Source organism: Microbacterium sp. ZXX196 (assembly GCF_009709595.1).
In the GTDB taxonomy this organism is placed as follows: Bacteria; Actinomycetota; Actinomycetes; order Actinomycetales; family Microbacteriaceae; genus Microbacterium; species Microbacterium excoecariae.
The window spans coordinates 341,858-357,934 of sequence record NZ_WMEE01000001.1; the positions used below are offsets into that span (position 1 = coordinate 341,858).

Consider the following 16,077-nt stretch of genomic DNA (forward strand, 5'->3'; position numbering starts at 1 on the left):
CGCATGCGGGACGAGCGCGGATCCGCGACGGTCGAGTTCCTCCTCGTGAGCGTCCTCCTCACCACGCTCACGCTGGGCGTGGTGCAGCTCGGCCTCGCCGCGTACGTCCGCAACGTCGTGCAGGACGCGGCGGTGGAGGCCGCCTTCCACGCCGCCCTCGCCGACGCGACCCCCGCCGAGGCGGAGGCCAGGGCGCGGGCGCTCGTGGAGCGGGCCGTAGGCCACGACGCCATCGACTCCGTCGCGTTCGAACGCGGCACATCGAGCGGCGTCGCCGTGATCACCGTGCGCATCGGCGCGACGCTGCCGGTCGTGGGCTTCCTCGGGCCCGCGCGCGGGACGGAGGTGACCGCCCGTGCTCCCGCGGAGGTGTTCGGATGACGACGCGGAGCGGGGGAGCGCGTCCCTGGAGTTTCTCGTAGCGGGGCTCGTCCTCCTCGTGCCGCTCGTCTACCTCGTCGTCGCGCTGTCGGCCCTGCAGAACGCCGCCCTCGGCGCCGAGACGACGGCGCGCCTCGTCGCCCGGTCGGTCGCGAGCGGGGCGGCCGCGGCGCCCGAGGCGGTCCGCGTCGACGCGGCAGCCGCATACGGGTTGGATCCGCGGGCGGTGGACATGAGCGTCCGGTGCGAGAACGCGCGCGCCGCGTGCCCCGAGGCGGGCGCCATCGTCGTCGTTACTGTCTCCACGCACGTCGCGCTCCCGCTCGTGCCGGACGTGTGGGGGCTCCAGGACGCCGCGGCGATTCCGATCGAGGCGCGGGCCGCGTTCCGCGTCGAGCGGGCGGCCGCGCCGTGAGGGCCCGCGACGACGACGGCAGCGTGCTCCCGCTCGTGGCCGGCTACGTCGCGCTCGCGCTGGCGCTCATCCTCGTGTGCGCGAACGCCACGTCGCTCTACCTCGCGCAGAAGCGCCTCGACGCGTCGGCCGACGCGGCCGCCCTCGCGGCGACGGAGGGGTTCGTCGTCGTACCGGCGGGCGGCGGGGTGGGGATCCGCCTCGACGCGGAGCGCGCCCGGTCGCAGGCCGCCGACATCGTCGCGCTGTCCCCGGACGACGCCCGCATCGAGGCGCTCGAGGTGACCGCGGGCGGGACCGCCCGCGTCGTCGTGGCCGCGCGCTGGGAGCCGTTCCTCGTCGCGGCGCTCGTGCCGGACGGCGTCTGGCTGTCGGCCACGGGCACGGGGCGCACGGCGCTGGCGGGCTAGCGCAACGCACCCGGCGGGCGCGAGCCGTGGCGCGGTACCCAGCGCCAGAATCCCACCGCTCCGGCGAGGCCGATGAGCCCCACGGCGCCGGTTGCGACCGGCAGCGACGCGGCCGCCGTGAGCGCCGAGACGATCAGCGGCGTGAGGGCGGCGCCACCGTCGGTGAGGGTCCGCCGCGCGCCGAGGAAGCCCGCCGTGTTCTCGCGCGGGGCGACGTCGGCTCCGAGCGTCAAGAGCGCGCCGGAGGACAGCCCGTTGCCGACGCCGACGACGACCGCGAACACGCCGAACCACATCGCGGAGGTGCCGAGCTCGTGCGTGAATGCCAGGCTGAAGAAGGCGGATCCCATCAAGACCTGGGACGGAACCGTCGCCCAGATGCGTCCGAACCGGTCCATGACCTGGCCGCTCGCGTAGAACAGGGAGAACTCCACGGCGCCCGCGACGCCGACGATGAGCGCGGTGTTCGCGGAGTCGAGCCCGATCGAGAGGCCCCACAGCGGGAGGACGGCCTGCCGGCCCGCGCGCACCGCGGCGAGGGAGGCGGCCGCGAGCCCGAGGCGCGACAGCACGCGGCGGTGACGCCAGATCGTGCGAAACAGCCCCGTGCGCTCGTCGGCGGGGATCGAGCCGGTTACGGGCTCGCCCGTGTCCTCCGCATCGGCGTCGCGCGCGGCGCGGCGCTCTGCGGCCCGCGCCTTCTCCTCCGGATCGGGGCCGAGGGCGACGAGGAACGCGACCCCGACGGTGCACGCGGCGAAGAACCAGAGCGTCGAGCGCTCGGATCCCGTCGCCCAGATGAGCGCGGCGGCGATGAGGGGCCCCGTGAAGGTTCCCAGGCGAAAGGATCCGCCGACGAGGGCGAGCGCCCGCGCGCGCGACGCGAACGGCACGCGCGCCGTCATGAAGGCGTGCCGCGCGAGCGCGAACACCGAGGCGCAGCCGCCCACCACAAGCGCCCCGGCCGCCAGCACGGGCACGCCCGGGGCGAGGAGCATCGTGGCGATGCCGCCGAGCTCGACGAGCGCGGCCGCGATCATGGCGCGCCGCTCGCCCACGTGCGCGACGAGAGCGCCGGCGGGAATGTTGCCGACGAGCTGACCCACCACGAGCGCCGCGGCGACGAGGGCTGCGGTCGCGAGCGTGGCTCCGAGGTCTCCCGCGATCGTCGGGAGGACGGGGACGAGGGATCCCACCCCCATCGAATACAGCGCGGTCGGCGCGTAGATCATCGGCCAGTAGCGGCGGATCGCCTCGCGGGCTCCCGGCCCCTCATCGTCACCCATCGAGAGCTCACGCTAGCGCGCCGAGGCGCGGTCACAGCGGCGGCGCGATAAGCTTCGCTGGTCATGCTTGAACTTGATCTGTCCGCCGACATCCAGGCCCTGCGCACCACCTACGACACCATCTCCGAGGTGGTCGACGTCGAGACCCTGCGCGCCGAGGTCGCGCGGCTCGAGGAGCAGGCCGCCGACCCCGACCTCTGGAGCGATCAGGAGAACGCGCAGAAGGTCACGAGCGCGCTGAGCCACCGCAAGGCCGCCATCCGCAAGGTCTCGGGCGTCGGACAGCGGCTCGACGATCTCGAGGTCATGGTCGAGCTCGCGAACGAGATGGAGGACGAGGACGCCGCAGCCGAAGCGCGCGCCGAGCTCGCCTCTCTCGAGAAGGACATCGCGGATCTCGAGGTGCAGACGCTCCTCGACGGCGAGTACGACGAGCGCTCCGCGGTCGTCACGATCCGCTCGGGCGCGGGCGGCGACGACGCGACCGATTTCGCCGAGATGCTCATGCGCATGTACCTGCGCTGGGCGGAGCGCCACGGCTACCCCGTGAAGGTCATGGACACCTCGTACGCCGAGGGCGCGGGCATCAAGTCGGCGACCTTCGAGGTCGACGCTCCCTACGCCTACGGCGTGCTGTCGGTGGAGGCGGGAACGCACCGCCTCGCCCGCATCAGCCCCTTCGGATCCGCGGACAAGCGGCAGACCAGCTTCGCGGCCGTCGAGGTCATCCCGCTCATGGAGGAGGCGAAGGAGGTCGACATCCCGGAGAACGACATCCGCGTCGACGTCTTCCGCTCCTCGGGCCCGGGCGGCCAGTCGGTCAACACGACCGACTCGGCCGTGCGCATCACGCACCTCCCGACGGGCATCGTGATCTCGATGCAGAACGAGAAGTCGCAAATTCAGAACCGCGCGGCCGCCATGCGGGTGCTCCAGACGCGCCTGCTGCTGCTCCAGAAGGAGCAGGAGGCGGCCAAGAAGAAGGAGCTCGCCGGCACGATCACGGCGAGCTGGGGCGACCAGATTCGCTCCTACTTCCTCTACGGGCAGCAGCTCGTGAAGGACCTGCGGACCGGCTTCGAGATGTCGCAGCCGGACCACGTGTTCGACGGCGACCTCGACGGCCTCATCAACGCCGGAATCCGCTGGCGCAAGCGGTCCGACGACGAGTGAGCCGGGCCCGTGGCGACCTCTGACGACGACGCCTTCACCTGGGAGGGCGACGACGACCCAACGCTGACGCCGACCGGGTCCGCGCGCGAACGCGCCGCCCGGTCGGCCCCGACTGGCGCCACGCTGGGCGAGACAGCCGCGGTCGAGCCGCTTGACGCGGAGGCCGAACCGGCCGCCGGCGGGACCGGGAACCTCGCGCTCGTCTCCTACGGAGTGCTCGGCGGCGTCTACGCGCTCTGGACGCTGGGATGGATCCTTGGCAGCTCGCGCCTGCGCGACTGGATCGAGCTCGCCACCGGCGGCGTCGCGGACGTGATCTTCCAGGGCAGCATGTACCTCGCGATGCTCGCGCCGCTGCTGTGGTTCGTGGCCGCGCTCGTCGCGACGCGCTCGCGCCCCGCCTGGATCCGGTTCGCGGCGCTCGTCGCGGGCGTGGTCGTGCTCGTGCCGTGGCCGTTCGTGATGGTGGGGGTGGTCGGACAGTGACCGAGGCGACAACGCGCCCGAGCGGCACGCCCGGCTGGATCGTGGCGACAATCAGCGGCATCGCCGGGTTGTTTTTCGCCTACGCGATGTGGGCGGGCGTGTCCTACCTCGTCGTGATGGCGCAGACCGCGAGCGCGGCGGGGGGATCCCTCACGCCGTTCGCGTGGATCGCGATGGTGATGACGATCGCCCTGCCGGTCGTGCTGTTCATCGTGGCGGTCCTGCTCGGCCGCCGCGCCGGCTGGTGGCGCCTCGCCCTCTACCTCGTTGTCGGCCTGGGCGTCGTCGCGGTCTTCTGGCTGAACGCCCAGGCGTACACGACCACGCAGGTGGTCTTCCAGTAGCACCCGTCCCGCCGGGCGCCCGCGCGGCGCTAGGCTGGGGCCACGGTCGCGTGCCGCGCGCGCGTGCCGTCCCATCGCAGCGTCACCCCCGAAGGATTCACCGTGTCGAAGCCCGTCGTCCTGCTCGCAGAACAGCTCTCACCCGCAACGATCGAGGCGCTCGGCCCCGATTTCGACGTGCGATCGGTCGACGGAACCGATCGCTCCGCGCTCTTCGAGGCGCTGTCCGAGGCGCACGCCGTGCTCATTCGCTCGGCCACAAAGATGGACGCGGAGGCGATCTCGCACGCGCCGCAGCTGAAGGTCATCGCCCGCGCGGGCGTGGGCCTCGACAACGTCGACATCAAGGCGGCGACGACCGCGGGCGTCATGGTCGTCAACGCGCCGACGTCGAACATCATATCTGCCGCGGAGCTCACCTGCGGCCACATCATCAGCCTGGCCCGACGGATCCCCGCCGCCCACGCGTCGCTCTCGGCGGGCGAGTGGAAGCGCAGTTCGTTCACGGGCACCGAGCTTTACGAGAAGACGCTCGGCGTGGTCGGCCTCGGCCGAATCGGCGCTCTCGTCGCCCAGCGCATGCAGGCCTTCGGGATGCGCGTGGTCGCCTACGACCCCTACGTGACGGCGGCGCGCGCGCAGCAGCTCGGCGTCGAGCTCCTTTCGCTCGAGGAGCTCGTGCAGCAGATCGACTTCCTCACCATCCACATGCCGAAGACGCCCGAGACGACGGGCATGATCGGCACCGCCGAGCTGAAGGCGATGAAGCCCACCGCCTACGTCGTGAACGTCGCGCGCGGCGGCCTCATCGACGAGGACGCGCTGGCCGCGGCGCTCGAAGCGGGCGAGATCGCCGGCGCGGGCATCGATGTCTTCACGAGCGAGCCGCCCGCCGACCGTTCGCTGACAAGCCAGGCGCGCGCCGTCGTGACGCCGCACCTCGGCGCCTCCACCGCGGAGGCGCAGGAGAAGGCGGGCGTGTCCGTCGCGCGTTCGGTCAAGCTTGCCCTCGAGGGCGACCTCGTGCCCGACGCCGTGAACGTCGCGGGCGGCGTTATCGACCCGTTCGTGCGCCCGGGCATCGCGCTCGTCGAGAAGCTCGGACAGGTCTTCAGCGGGCTCGCCCACGGCGCGCTCACGAGCCTCGAGATCGACGTGCGCGGCGAGCTCGCCGACTACGACGTGAGCGTGTACCGCCTGGCGGCGCTGAAGGGGATCCTCACGAGCGTCGTGAGCGAGAAGGTCTCCTACGTCAACGCGCCGGTCCTCGCCGAGCAGCGCGGGATCGAGTCGCGCCTGATGGTGGAGCACGACAGTCCCGAGTTCCGCAACCTCACGACGCTCACGGGAACCCTCGCCGACGGCACGGTCTTGAGCGTCGCGGGCACGCTCGCGGGCACGCGCATGGTGCAGAAGCTCGTCGGCATCAACGGCTACGAGCTCGACGTGCCGCTCGCGGACCACCACCTCGTGATGATCTACACGGATCGGCCGGGTATCGTCGCGGTGTACGCCGAGCAGTTCGGCGATAAGGGCATCAACATCGACGGCCTCCAGGTCGCGCGGAGCGCGAACGCCGAGGCGCTGTCGGTCGTCACGGTCGACTCGCGCGTGCCGGACGAGCTTGTCGCCGAGATCGGGCGCACGATCGACGCGCGCGTGATCCGCCAGATCGAGATCGTCGAAGACTAACGACTCTGGCCTCGCACGAAACGCCCCGCTCGCGTCCGGCGAGCGGGGCGTTTTCTGGCAGGGCGAGCGGCGAACGAGAAGACCGAGGAGCACGATGATGACGATGCCGACGCCGACGGATCAGATCGCGACGGACGGGCCCCGCGCGGACTGGCGCGGCTGGGCCGCGTTGGTCGTGCTCATGCTGCCGGTGCTGCTCGTGTCGATGGACAACACGATCCTGAACTTCGCGCTCCCGGCGATCGCCCGCGACCTGGAGCCGTCGAGCATCGAGCAGCTCTGGATCATCGACGCGTACTCGCTCGTCCTCGCAGGGCTGCTCGTGACGGCGGGCAGCCTCGGCGATCGCCTCGGGCGACGACGCATCCTTCTCATCGGCGCGGTCGGCTTCACGCTGGTGTCGGGCGCGGCCGTGTTCGCGCCGACCGCGGGGTGGCTGATCGCCGCCCGCGCGGGCATGGGCGTGTTCGGCGCGGCGCTGATGCCGTCGACGATGTCCCTCCTCCGGTCGACCTTTCGGCAGCGCGACCAGCGCCGCGTCGCGATCGCGGCCTGGTCCGGCATGTTCGCCGCCGGCGGCGCGCTGGGCCCCATCGTCGGCGGGCTGCTCATCGAGCACTTCCCGTGGCAGAGCGTCTTCCTACTCGCCGTCCCGATCCTCGTGCTCATGCTGATCCTGGCCCCCGTTTTCGTGAAGGAGAGCAGGGATCCGCGGCCCGGACCGATCGACGGGTGGGGGATCCTGCTGTCCATGCTCGCGCTCGCCCCATTGGCCTACGGCATCAAGGAGGTCGCGGTCGCGGGCTGGATCGGCGCCGCGCCGCTCGCCGTCGGGCTGGTGTTCGGGTGGCTCTTCATTCGCCGGCAGCGGCGGATCCCGCATCCCATGCTCGACATGTCGCTCTTCCGCCGCCCGAAGTTCTCCGGATCCCTCGCCGTGAACCTGTGCTGCATCATGGCGTACATCGGGTTCCTCTACTTCGTCTCGCAGCACCTCCAGCTGGTCGTCGGGCTCACCCCGATGTGGGCGGGGATCGCGCTCATTCCGGGCGCCGTGATGTCGATCGCGAGCGGGTTCATCGTGACGCCCATCGCCCGTCGTTTCCCGGCCTCGCGCGTCGTGCCGGCCACCCTCGTGCTGGCGGTCGCGGGTCTCGTGCTCGTCGCGGTCGCCGGCGCCCACGACCTGACCGCGCTCGTCGTGGCGTTCGTCCTGATGGGGGCGGGGACCGGCGCGGCGCAGACGGTGTCCGGCGAGCTGATCATCTCGTCCGCCCCGCCCGAGAAGGCGGGCGCGGCGAGCGCCATTAGCGAGACGGCGTACGAGTTCGGGGCGGTTCTCGGGACGTCGATTCTCGGCGGGATCCTCACCGCGTGGTACCGGGCCGCGCTCGTCATCCCCCCGGGAGTCCCCGCCGACATCTCCGCGGAGGCCCAGGAGACGCTCGCGGGTGCCGTGAACGGCGCGGAGGAGATCGGGGGAGCCCTCGGCGACGCGCTGCGCCAGGCAGCCACCTCGGCGTTCGACGGGGGCGTCGTCGTCACCTCGCTCATCGGGGCCGCCCTGCTCGTCATCGCGAGCGGCGTCGCGGCGGCTACGCTGGGACGGAGCCGGTCGCAGGCGTCCCGGTGATGCACGCCGTCGGCTCGCCCTCACCAGAGCAAGGAGAAGCATGTCGCGCGTCGTGAAACTGGCCGTCGTCCCCGGCGATGGGATCGGTCCCGAGGTGGTCGCCGAGGCCGAGAAGGTGCTCGACTCCGTCACCGCGGGCACCGACGTGGCGTTCGAAAAGACGCGGTTCTCGCTCGGCGCCGACCGCTTCCTCGCGACGGGCGATGTCCTCACCGACGCCGACCTCGCCTCCCTCGCCGTCCACGACGCGATTCTGCTCGGCGCCGTCGGCGGCGTGCCGAACGACCCCCGCCTCGCTGGCGCGAACATCGAGCGCGGTCTGCTGCTCGGTTTGCGGTTCGCGCTCGACCACCACGTGAACCTCCGCCCGACGCGGCTGTTCCCGTCGGTGCCGGGCCCGCTGCGGGATCCGGGCGAGGTCGACTTCGTCGTGGTGCGCGAGGGCACCGAGGGCGCGTATGTCGGAAACGGCGGCACGCTGCGCGCGGGGACCCGCCACGAGGTGGCCAACGAGCTCAGCGTCAACACGGACCACGGCGTGCGGCGCGTGGTCGAGTACGCGTTCGACCTGGCCGAGAAGCGCCGCGGCCGCCTGACGCTCGTGCACAAGACGAACGTGCTCGTGAACGCGGGCGCGCTGTGGCGGCGCGTCGTGGACGAAGTCGCGGGGGCGCACCCCGAGGTCGGCGTAGACTACATGCACATCGATGCGGCGACGATCCACCTGGTCGAGAACCCTAGCCGCTTCGACGTCATCGTCACCGACAACCTCTTCGGAGACATCCTCACCGACCTCGCCGGGGCGATCACCGGCGGCATCGGTCTCGCCGCCTCGGGCAACCTCAATCCGTCCGGCGAGTTTCCGTCGATGTTCGAGCCCGTTCACGGCTCGGCCCCGGACATCGCGGGCCTCCAGAAGGCCGATCCCACCGCGGCGATCGGCTCGGTCGCCCTCCTGCTCGATCACCTCGGGCTCGCGGCCGAGGCGCAGCGCGTGACGCGCGCCATCGAGGAGGACATCGCCGCTCGCACCGGCGCGGCCCGCACGACGGCCGAGATCGGCGACGCCATCGCGGCGCGCCTCACCGCCTGATTTTTTCTTTCCCGCGCCCCGCGCAGACAGGACACGTCATGACCCTTCCCGGATCCCTCCCGCTCGCCGCCCCCGATCGCCTCGCCTTCCAGGTGACCCGCAACTCCGCCGCCCGCTCGGCGGACGAGCGCGAGGCGCTCCTGCAGGATCCGGGCTTCGGCACCGTGTTCACCGACCACATGGTCGACGTCTGCTGGTCCGAGCGCGGAGGCTGGCACCGCCCGCGCGTCCAGGCCTACGGCCCCATCTCGCTGGACCCGGCCGCGGCCGTGCTGCACTACGCGCAGGAGATCTTCGAGGGGATGAAGGCGTACCGTCACGCCGACGGCGGGGTCTACACCTTCCGCCCCGAGGAGAACGCGCGGCGGTTCAACCGGAGCGCGAAGCGCATGTCCATGCCCGAGCTGCCCGAGCGCTTCTTCCTGCAGGCACTGCACGAGCTCATCGCGGTCGACGGCGTCTGGGTTCCGTCGGGCCCCGATCAGACCCTCTACCTGCGGCCGTTCATGTTCGCGAAGGAGGCGTTCCTCGGCGTGCGGCCGGCGAAGAAGTATGGCTTCTACCTGATCGGCAGCCCCTCCGGATCGTATTTCTCGGGCGGCGTGACGCCCGTCTCGATCTGGCTGAGCGAGCGCTACGCCCGCGCGGCCGAGGGCGGCACGGGCGCGGCGAAGACCGGCGGGAACTACGCCGCCAGCCTGCTCCCGCAGGCGGAGGCCGCCGAGAAGGGCTGCGACCAGGTCGTCTTCCTCGACGCGCGCGGGAACGTCGAGGAGCTCGGCGGGATGAACATCGTGTTCGTGAAGAAGGACGGCACGCTCGTCACGCCCGACTCGGGGAGCATCCTCGACGGGATCACGCGCAACTCCATCCTCGAGCTCGCGGCGGATCGCGGGCACGCGATCGAGCGCCGCGGCGTCTCGCTCGCGGAGTGGCGCGACGGTGTCGCCTCGGGCGACATCGTCGAGACGTTCGCGTGCGGCACGGCCGCCGTCGTCACGCCGATCGGGCGCCTCATGGGGGAGGGCTTCTCGGACGAGCAGCCGCAGGGATCCCTCGGCCTGTCTCTCCGCGAGGAACTCACGGACATTCAGTACGGGCGGCGCGAGGACACGCGCGGCTGGCTGCGCCGCCTCGACGCGTAAGGCGAGACCGGGCCGGGGCGGATGCCCCGGCCCGGCTCCGTCGCTAGGCTGATCGGGTGAAGATCGCCAGGTTCAGCCACAAGGACGCCATCCGATTCGGCATCGTCGACGGGACCGAGCTCGTCGTCCTCGCGGGGGATCCGATGCTCGCCGGCTTCGACACGACGGGCGAGCGGGTCTCGCTCGGCGATGTCGCGCTGCTGGCTCCCGTCATTCCGCGCTCGAAGGTCGTGTGCGTGGGGCGCAACTACCGCGCGCACGCGGAGGAGCTGGGCAACGACGTCCCCGCCGAGCCGCTGCTGTTCTTCAAGCCCAACACGTCGGTCATCGGCCCGGGCGACTCGATCGTCCGGCCGCCGCAGACGAACGACACGCAGTGGGAGGGCGAGCTGGCCGTCGTCATCGGATCGATTGCGAAGAACGTCCCGGCGGCCGACGCGCATCAGGTGATCTTCGGCTACACCGTCGCCAACGACGTCACGGCGCGCGACCTGCAGGGGCCCGACCGGCAGTGGGCGCGCGCGAAGGGCATGGACACCTTCTGCCCGCTCGGGCCGGCGATCGAGACCGACCTCGATCTTGCCTCGGAGCAGATCATTACGCGCGTGAACGGCGAGGAGCGTCAGCGCGGATCCTTCTCCGACCTGATCTTCTCGATTCCCGAGATCATCGAGTACGTGAGCGCCGCGTTCACGCTGCTCCCGGGAGACGTGATCCTCACGGGCACGCCCGAGGGCGTGGGCCCCTTCGTCGCCGGCGACGTCGTCGAGGTCGAGGTGCCGGGCATCGGGGTGCTGCGCAACCCCGCGCGCGACGCGTGAGCCTGCCGGGCGGCGACCTCGCCGCCGTGCAGCGCCGCACGGTCCTCGTCCTGTCCGTCGGGCAGGTCCTCGGCGGCATCGCGACGGGCGTCACGGTCTCGCTCGGGGCGCTGCTGGCGGCGGACGTGTCCGGATCCGAGGCGCTGTCGGGCCTGTCGACCGCGGGCATGACCCTCGGCGCGGCGATCGTGGCCGTGCCGCTCGCGAGCCTCGCCCGCCGGGCGGGCCGGCGCCCGTCTCTCGCGACGGGGATGATCGTGGCGCTCGTCGGGATCCTCACCGTCGTCGCGGCGACCGCGATCGGCGTGTTCGCCCTCCTGCTCGCCGGTTTCGCGCTCATCGGCGCGGGGCAGGCGGCGAACCTGCAGTCGCGGTTCGCCGCCGCCGATCTCGCCACCGAGCGCACGCGCGGTCGCGATCTGTCGCTGGTCGTCTGGGCGACGACGGTCGGCTCGGTGCTGGGCCCGAACCTCACGGCGCCGGGGGAGGCGATCGGGCGCGCGCTCGGCATGCCGGAGCTGACCGGCCCGTACGTGTTCTCGATCGCGGCGCAGCTCGCGGCGCTCGCGCTGTACCTCGTGTTCCTGCGGCCGGATCCGCTGCGCCTGGCCAACCGGCTCGCGCGGGAGGCGAGCGCCAGCGCGCGGGCGCCGCGGCCCGACCGTCCCGTCGCCGCGCGCTTCGCGATCCTCGCCGTGGCTGGATCGCACGCGGTCATGGTCGCCGTCATGGCGATGACGCCCGTGCACCTGGCCGGGCATGGCGCGGCGCTCCACATCATCGGGCTGACGATCAGCCTGCACATCGCCGGGATGTACGCGCTGTCGCCCGTGTTCGGGCTGCTGGCCGACCGCGTGGGCCGCGTTGCCACGATCCTCCTGGGCCAGGGAATCCTCGCCGCATCCCTCGTGATGGCCGCGCTCGGCCAGGACAGCGCGGTCGCGGTGACCATCGCGCTCGTTCTCCTGGGCCTCGGATGGAGCGCCGCGACCGTCGCGGGGGCGTCGCTCCTCACGGAGGCGTCCGCGCCCGAGGTGCGCGTCGCGCGGCAGGGGCGCAGCGACCTCACGATGAACCTCGCGGGCGGGCTCGGCGCGGTGGCGGCGAGCGGCGTGCTCGCGCTCATCGACTACGGCGGGCTCGCGTGGGCGTGCCTCGCGATTGTGGCGGTCATCGCCGGGGCCTCTCCGCTCGGTCGCAGGTGAGGCGGCGCCGGGCGAACTAGGATCGAGTCGATGTCTTCTGCACCCGATCCCCGCACCACGACGGCCACCGGCAGCGACGTTCGCGTCCGATTCTGCCCGTCGCCGACCGGCCTGCCGCACGTCGGCCTCATCCGCACCGCGCTGTTCAACTGGGGCTTCGCCCGGCACCATGGCGGCAAGCTCGTGTTCCGCATCGAGGACACGGACGCGAACCGCGACAGCGAGGAGAGCTACCAGCAGCTCCTCGAAGCGCTGCGCTGGCTCGAGATCGACTGGGACGAGGGCGTCGAGGTGGGCGGCCCGCACGCGCCGTATCGCCAGAGCGAGCGCCACGACCTGCACCGCGAGGTGCTCGCCTCGCTCATCGAGAAGGGTCTCGTGTACGAGAGCTACTCGACCGCGGAGGAGATCGACCAGCGCAACGAGGCTGCCGGCCGCGCGAAGCAGCAGGGGTACGACAATTTCGATCGCGACCTCACCGACGAGCAGCGCGCGGCGTTCCGCGCCGAGGGCCGCCAGCCCGCGCTGCGCCTCAAGGTGCCCGACGAGGATATTACGTACGACGACCTCGTGCGCGGGGAGGTCACGTTCCCGGCGGGGTCCTTCTCCGACTTCGTCATCGTCCGCCCCAACGGCGTGCCGCTGTACACCTTCGTCAACCCCGTCGACGACGCGCTGATGGGGATCACGCACGTGCTGCGCGGCGAGGACCTCATGCCGTCGACGCCGCGCCAGATCGTGCTCTACCGGGCGCTCATCGAGGCCGGCGTGGCGACCTTCATCCCGCGCTTCGGGCATATGCCGCTCGTGCTCGGGGACGGCACGAAGAAGCTCTCGAAGCGCGATCCGCGCGCCGACCTGTTCCTGCAGCGCGACAAGGGCTTCGTGCGCGAGGGCCTGCTGAACTATCTCGCGCTCCTCGGCTGGTCCATCGCCCCGGATCGCGACGTGTTCGGGCTGGACGAGTTCGTGGCGGCGTTCGACATTACGGACGTGAACCCGAACCCCGCCCGCTTTGACCAGAAGAAGGCCGAGTCGATCAACGGCGACCACATCCGGCTCCTCGGCGAGGCCGACTTCGCCGAGCGCCTCGTGCCGTACCTGCAGCAGGGCGGCGTGCTGGGGGAGGCGCCGTCCGAGGCCGAGCTCGCGCTCGTCGCGGCCGCCGCGCCGCTCGTGCAGTCGCGCCTGCAGCTCCTCGGTGACGCCGCGGGCATGCTCGGCTTCCTCTTCGCCGACGAGGTCGACTACGACGAGCAGGCCGTCGCGAAGCTGAAGGACGATGCTCCTTCCGTGCTCGCGGCATCCGCGGACGCGCTCGCGTCGCTCGAGGATTTCACGTCCGAGCGGATCCAGGAGGCTCTCTCCGCGGCGCTGATCGACGGCATGGGGCTCAAGCCCCGCGTCGCATACGGACCGCCGCGCGTGGCCGTCTCCGGGCGCCAGGTGTCCCCGCCGCTGTTCGAGTCGATGGAGCTGCTCGGCCGCGCGCGCACCGTCGCGCGGCTGCGCGACCTCGCCTCTCGTTTGAGCGCCTGATCGGCGCGCGGATCTGGGCGCGACACGCCCCGGATCCGCGCCCGGTTTGGCCCCCTCGCGCCGGATCGGGTAAGCTGGTCACTTGTGACGGTGAGAGCCGGAACGCCCTTGGGGTATGGTGTAATTGGCAACACGGCTGATTCTGGTTCAGTTGTTCTTGGTTCGAGTCCAGGTACCCCAGCAACGAATCGCTAGAGTTCTCTAGGAAGTCCGGCTCCCTCCTTACTCCGTCGAGTGGCACGATCTGGCGTCTGGTGACCAGAAACCTTCTTGACGTGCGTCTCGCCCTCGTTTCTGCCGATGAGGTACGCACTCGTCCCCGATGGTTCGCGTGGGTACGCGCTCCGCACCTGACTGGCATGGAAGCTCATGCACGAATCGAGGTCGAGCCCGCGTTCCTGACCCAGGCCGAGATCGCCGTGCTGCTGGGCGTGCCCGAGCGCACGCTCGAAGGCTGGCGACTCACGAAGTCAGGGCCGCCGTGGCTGAAGCTCGGCCGGCACGTCAAGTACGACCGCGACGACGTGCTCGCCTGGGCGCGAAAGCAGCGTCATGGCTAGGCCGAAGATCGCCGCGGGCGAGGTCGGCCAGGTGCAGGTGACCCAGCTCGCGAACGGGAAGTGGCGGGCACGCGCCCGGATGCGCGACGACTCCGGCGGACTGGTGCAACTCCGTGCCGAAGGTGCCACCGAGTCTGACGCCCGCGAGGAGCTGTTGTCACGCGCGAAGACGCTGACCACGCACACGAAGGCCATCGTCACCGCTGTATCGACCATCGCGGAGGCGGCGGAGGCGTGGCTGCCGACGGTGAAGGTGCGCGCCGAGAACGGCACGCTGTCGTGGTCGACATACGAGAACTACGAGACCACCGTCCGTCTTACGCTCGTCCCCGTCTGTGGCGGCGTCACGCTGGAGGCACTCACGGCCGGCCGCTGCGACCGGATCATCCAGAACCTCCTCGCCGACCGGGGCGTGTCCGCAGCGCGGAAGGCCCGCTCGGTGCTCTCGCTCATCTGCGGGTTCGCCGTGCGCGACGACGCCATTCCGACGAACCCGGTGCGCGACGTCACCCGACTGCCGTCGCCGGAGAAGAAGACCGCGATGCTCACCCCGCAGCAGATCGAGGCGATCCGCGACCTCATGACCCGTTGGCGGGAGACGGAGGGCATGAGGCCGCGCCCGAACTGGCGGGCGCTCGTGGACGGCATGGACATCATGCTCGGCACATCCGCCCGCGTGGGGGAGTGCATCGGCCTGCGCCGCGGTGACGTGGATATGACCACCGCCCCACCGACGATCCTGATCGACGGCACCGTGATCCAGAACAAGGTGCAGGGCGTCCAGCGGAAGAACGCCCCGAAGCGCACCCGCCAACGTCGTCGCGTCGCGCTGCCCGCGCTCGCAGCCGACGCGGTGCGACGCCGGCTCGCACGCGCGGAGAAGGGACCGGAGGCGCTGTTGTTCCCGACGAAGACCGGCAAGCCGATGAGCGTGTCGAACTATGAGCGTCTACTGCGCTCGTTCATCGACGACAACCGCGATCAACTCGTGCGTCTCGGTGTTGACGTGGATGAGTACTCGACGCACATCTACCGGCGCACCACCGCGACTCTCGTGGAGCGCGCGGCGGGGCTCACGATCGCGTCACGGCTGCTCGGGCACGCGAACGAGATGGTCACCCGCAACAGCTACGTCATCACGGCCGAGCAAGTCGATGTCGTCACCGCCGACATTCTCGACACGATCCTTGGGACGTGAGTCATGCGGCTCGCCGGTCGCGCGGGACGCGCCGCGTACCTTCTCACCGAAGCCTTGCGCCTGTGCGAGAGGAGAGGTAGCGCACCCGCGCCACAAGTCCATGAGCGTGCGGCGGCGGTGTGGAATCTCAACCACCGTAGGTCGGCCGGAGACGGCCGGACAGCGGTGCCGGGTCGAGGCCCGGTGACGGGGGTGTCGATTCGGCACCCCCGTGAAAGACCTCCGGTTGTGTCGAATTGGGCCGACCCCGTTTCGTAGGTCCGGTGGTTCTGAGAGTCGTCCTGTTGTCCGCGGTCGCGGGCAGGGAGACTGGTCAGATCATGACGAACAGCAGGAAGCGTCACACCCCGGAGCAGGTCGTCCGTAAGCTCGGGCAGGCCGACAGGATGCTCGCCGACGGTCAGGACGTCGCGGCGGTGTGCCGGGAGCTCGGGGTGTCCGAGCAGACGTACTACCGGTGGCGGAACCAGTACGGCGGCCTCAAGGCCGACGACGCAAAGCGCCTGAAGGAGCTGGAGAAGCAGAACGCGACCCTGAAGCGTCTGCTCGCGGAAGCGGAGCTGGAGAAGGCCGCGCTCAAGGAGCTGGCTGAGGGAAACTTCTAAGCCCGGACAGGCGCCGCGCCGCCGTCGATCACCTCAAGCGCAAGCTGCGGGTGAGCGAACGGATGGCGTGCCGTCTGGTCGGGCTGAGCCG

At 71.2% G+C, this 16,077-nt stretch carries 16 protein-coding genes, 1 tRNA gene and 1 pseudogene; 17 read left to right on the top strand and 1 reads right to left on the bottom strand.

Annotated features, from left to right (window positions below; all coding sequences use genetic code 11):
* Positions 1-3: 3 nt before the first annotated feature.
* From GJQ66_RS01520 to GJQ66_RS01530, 3 genes are read left to right on the top strand one after another with little or no spacing between them, the layout of a single operon-like run.
* On the top strand, positions 4-381 hold the full coding sequence (locus GJQ66_RS01520) for a TadE/TadG family type IV pilus assembly protein (RefSeq protein WP_155047563.1): 378 nt from the start codon (positions 4-6) through the stop codon (positions 379-381).
* Positions 356-796 carry a TadE family protein gene (locus GJQ66_RS01525; protein ID WP_368732536.1) on the top strand — a complete coding sequence of 147 codons (441 nt, stop codon included), beginning with the start codon at positions 356-358 and terminating at the stop codon, positions 794-796. Before GJQ66_RS01520 ends, GJQ66_RS01525 begins: the two co-directional genes overlap by 26 nt.
* Positions 793-1,206 carry a pilus assembly protein TadG-related protein gene (locus tag GJQ66_RS01530; protein WP_196215769.1) on the top strand — a complete coding sequence of 138 codons (414 nt, stop codon included), beginning with the start codon at positions 793-795 and terminating at the stop codon, positions 1,204-1,206. The genes GJQ66_RS01525 and GJQ66_RS01530 overlap by 4 nt, the downstream gene beginning before the upstream one ends.
* On the opposite strand, the gene GJQ66_RS01535 is transcribed toward GJQ66_RS01530, so the two are convergent.
* Positions 1,203-2,492, bottom strand: coding sequence for an MFS transporter (locus GJQ66_RS01535; protein WP_155047564.1), 1,290 nt, complete (start codon positions 2,490-2,492; stop codon positions 1,203-1,205). The two genes, GJQ66_RS01530 and GJQ66_RS01535, sit on opposite strands and share 4 nt — an antisense overlap.
* A gap of 63 nt (positions 2,493-2,555) precedes the next feature.
* On the opposite strand from GJQ66_RS01535, the gene prfB reads away from it, so the two are divergent.
* From prfB to GJQ66_RS01605, 14 genes and pseudogenes are all read left to right on the top strand, one after another.
* Positions 2,556-3,665 (top strand): peptide chain release factor 2, encoded by a 1,110-nt coding sequence (gene prfB, locus GJQ66_RS01540; RefSeq protein ID WP_155047565.1) that lies wholly within the window; start codon positions 2,556-2,558, stop codon positions 3,663-3,665.
* Between the two features lie 9 nt (positions 3,666-3,674).
* A complete protein-coding gene (locus tag GJQ66_RS01545) occupies positions 3,675-4,151 on the top strand; it encodes a DNA polymerase III subunit gamma/tau (protein ID WP_368732537.1) in 477 nt (158 codons plus the stop codon).
* Positions 4,148-4,495 (top strand): hypothetical protein, encoded by a 348-nt coding sequence (locus tag GJQ66_RS01550; RefSeq protein WP_155047566.1) that lies wholly within the window; start codon positions 4,148-4,150, stop codon positions 4,493-4,495. The genes GJQ66_RS01545 and GJQ66_RS01550 overlap by 4 nt, the downstream gene beginning before the upstream one ends.
* 102 nt (positions 4,496-4,597) lie before the next feature.
* Positions 4,598-6,187 carry a phosphoglycerate dehydrogenase gene (gene serA, locus GJQ66_RS01555; protein ID WP_368732538.1) on the top strand — a complete coding sequence of 530 codons (1,590 nt, stop codon included), beginning with the start codon at positions 4,598-4,600 and terminating at the stop codon, positions 6,185-6,187.
* Between the two features lie 97 nt (positions 6,188-6,284).
* Complete coding sequence (locus GJQ66_RS01560; protein WP_155047630.1) at positions 6,285-7,820, top strand: MFS transporter; 1,536 nt, start codon at positions 6,285-6,287, stop codon at positions 7,818-7,820.
* 40 nt (positions 7,821-7,860) lie between these two features.
* Positions 7,861-8,913, top strand: coding sequence for a 3-isopropylmalate dehydrogenase (locus GJQ66_RS01565; protein WP_155047567.1), 1,053 nt, complete (start codon positions 7,861-7,863; stop codon positions 8,911-8,913).
* A 38-nt stretch (positions 8,914-8,951) separates the two neighbouring features.
* Positions 8,952-10,058, top strand: a complete 1,107-nt coding sequence (locus tag GJQ66_RS01570) for a branched-chain amino acid aminotransferase (RefSeq protein ID WP_155047568.1) — start codon at positions 8,952-8,954, stop codon at positions 10,056-10,058.
* Between the two features lie 56 nt (positions 10,059-10,114).
* A complete protein-coding gene (locus GJQ66_RS01575; protein WP_368732539.1) occupies positions 10,115-10,879 on the top strand; it encodes a fumarylacetoacetate hydrolase family protein in 765 nt (254 codons plus the stop codon).
* Complete coding sequence (locus GJQ66_RS01580; protein WP_368732540.1) at positions 10,876-12,084, top strand: MFS transporter; 1,209 nt, start codon at positions 10,876-10,878, stop codon at positions 12,082-12,084. The genes GJQ66_RS01575 and GJQ66_RS01580 overlap by 4 nt, the downstream gene beginning before the upstream one ends.
* A gap of 30 nt (positions 12,085-12,114) precedes the next feature.
* Entirely contained in the window at positions 12,115-13,623 is a 1,509-nt protein-coding gene (gene gltX / locus GJQ66_RS01585; RefSeq protein ID WP_155047569.1) for a glutamate--tRNA ligase, read from the top strand.
* A 109-nt stretch (positions 13,624-13,732) separates the two neighbouring features.
* A tRNA-Gln gene (locus tag GJQ66_RS01590) sits at positions 13,733-13,804 on the top strand.
* A 178-nt stretch (positions 13,805-13,982) separates the two neighbouring features.
* Complete coding sequence (locus GJQ66_RS01595) at positions 13,983-14,183, top strand: helix-turn-helix domain-containing protein (protein ID WP_155047570.1); 201 nt, start codon at positions 13,983-13,985, stop codon at positions 14,181-14,183.
* Complete coding sequence (locus GJQ66_RS01600; protein ID WP_155047571.1) at positions 14,176-15,381, top strand: site-specific integrase; 1,206 nt, start codon at positions 14,176-14,178, stop codon at positions 15,379-15,381. The genes GJQ66_RS01595 and GJQ66_RS01600 overlap by 8 nt, the downstream gene beginning before the upstream one ends.
* Before the next feature lie 320 nt (positions 15,382-15,701).
* A pseudogene (locus GJQ66_RS01605) lies at positions 15,702-16,077 on the top strand (transposase); the annotation flags it as partial.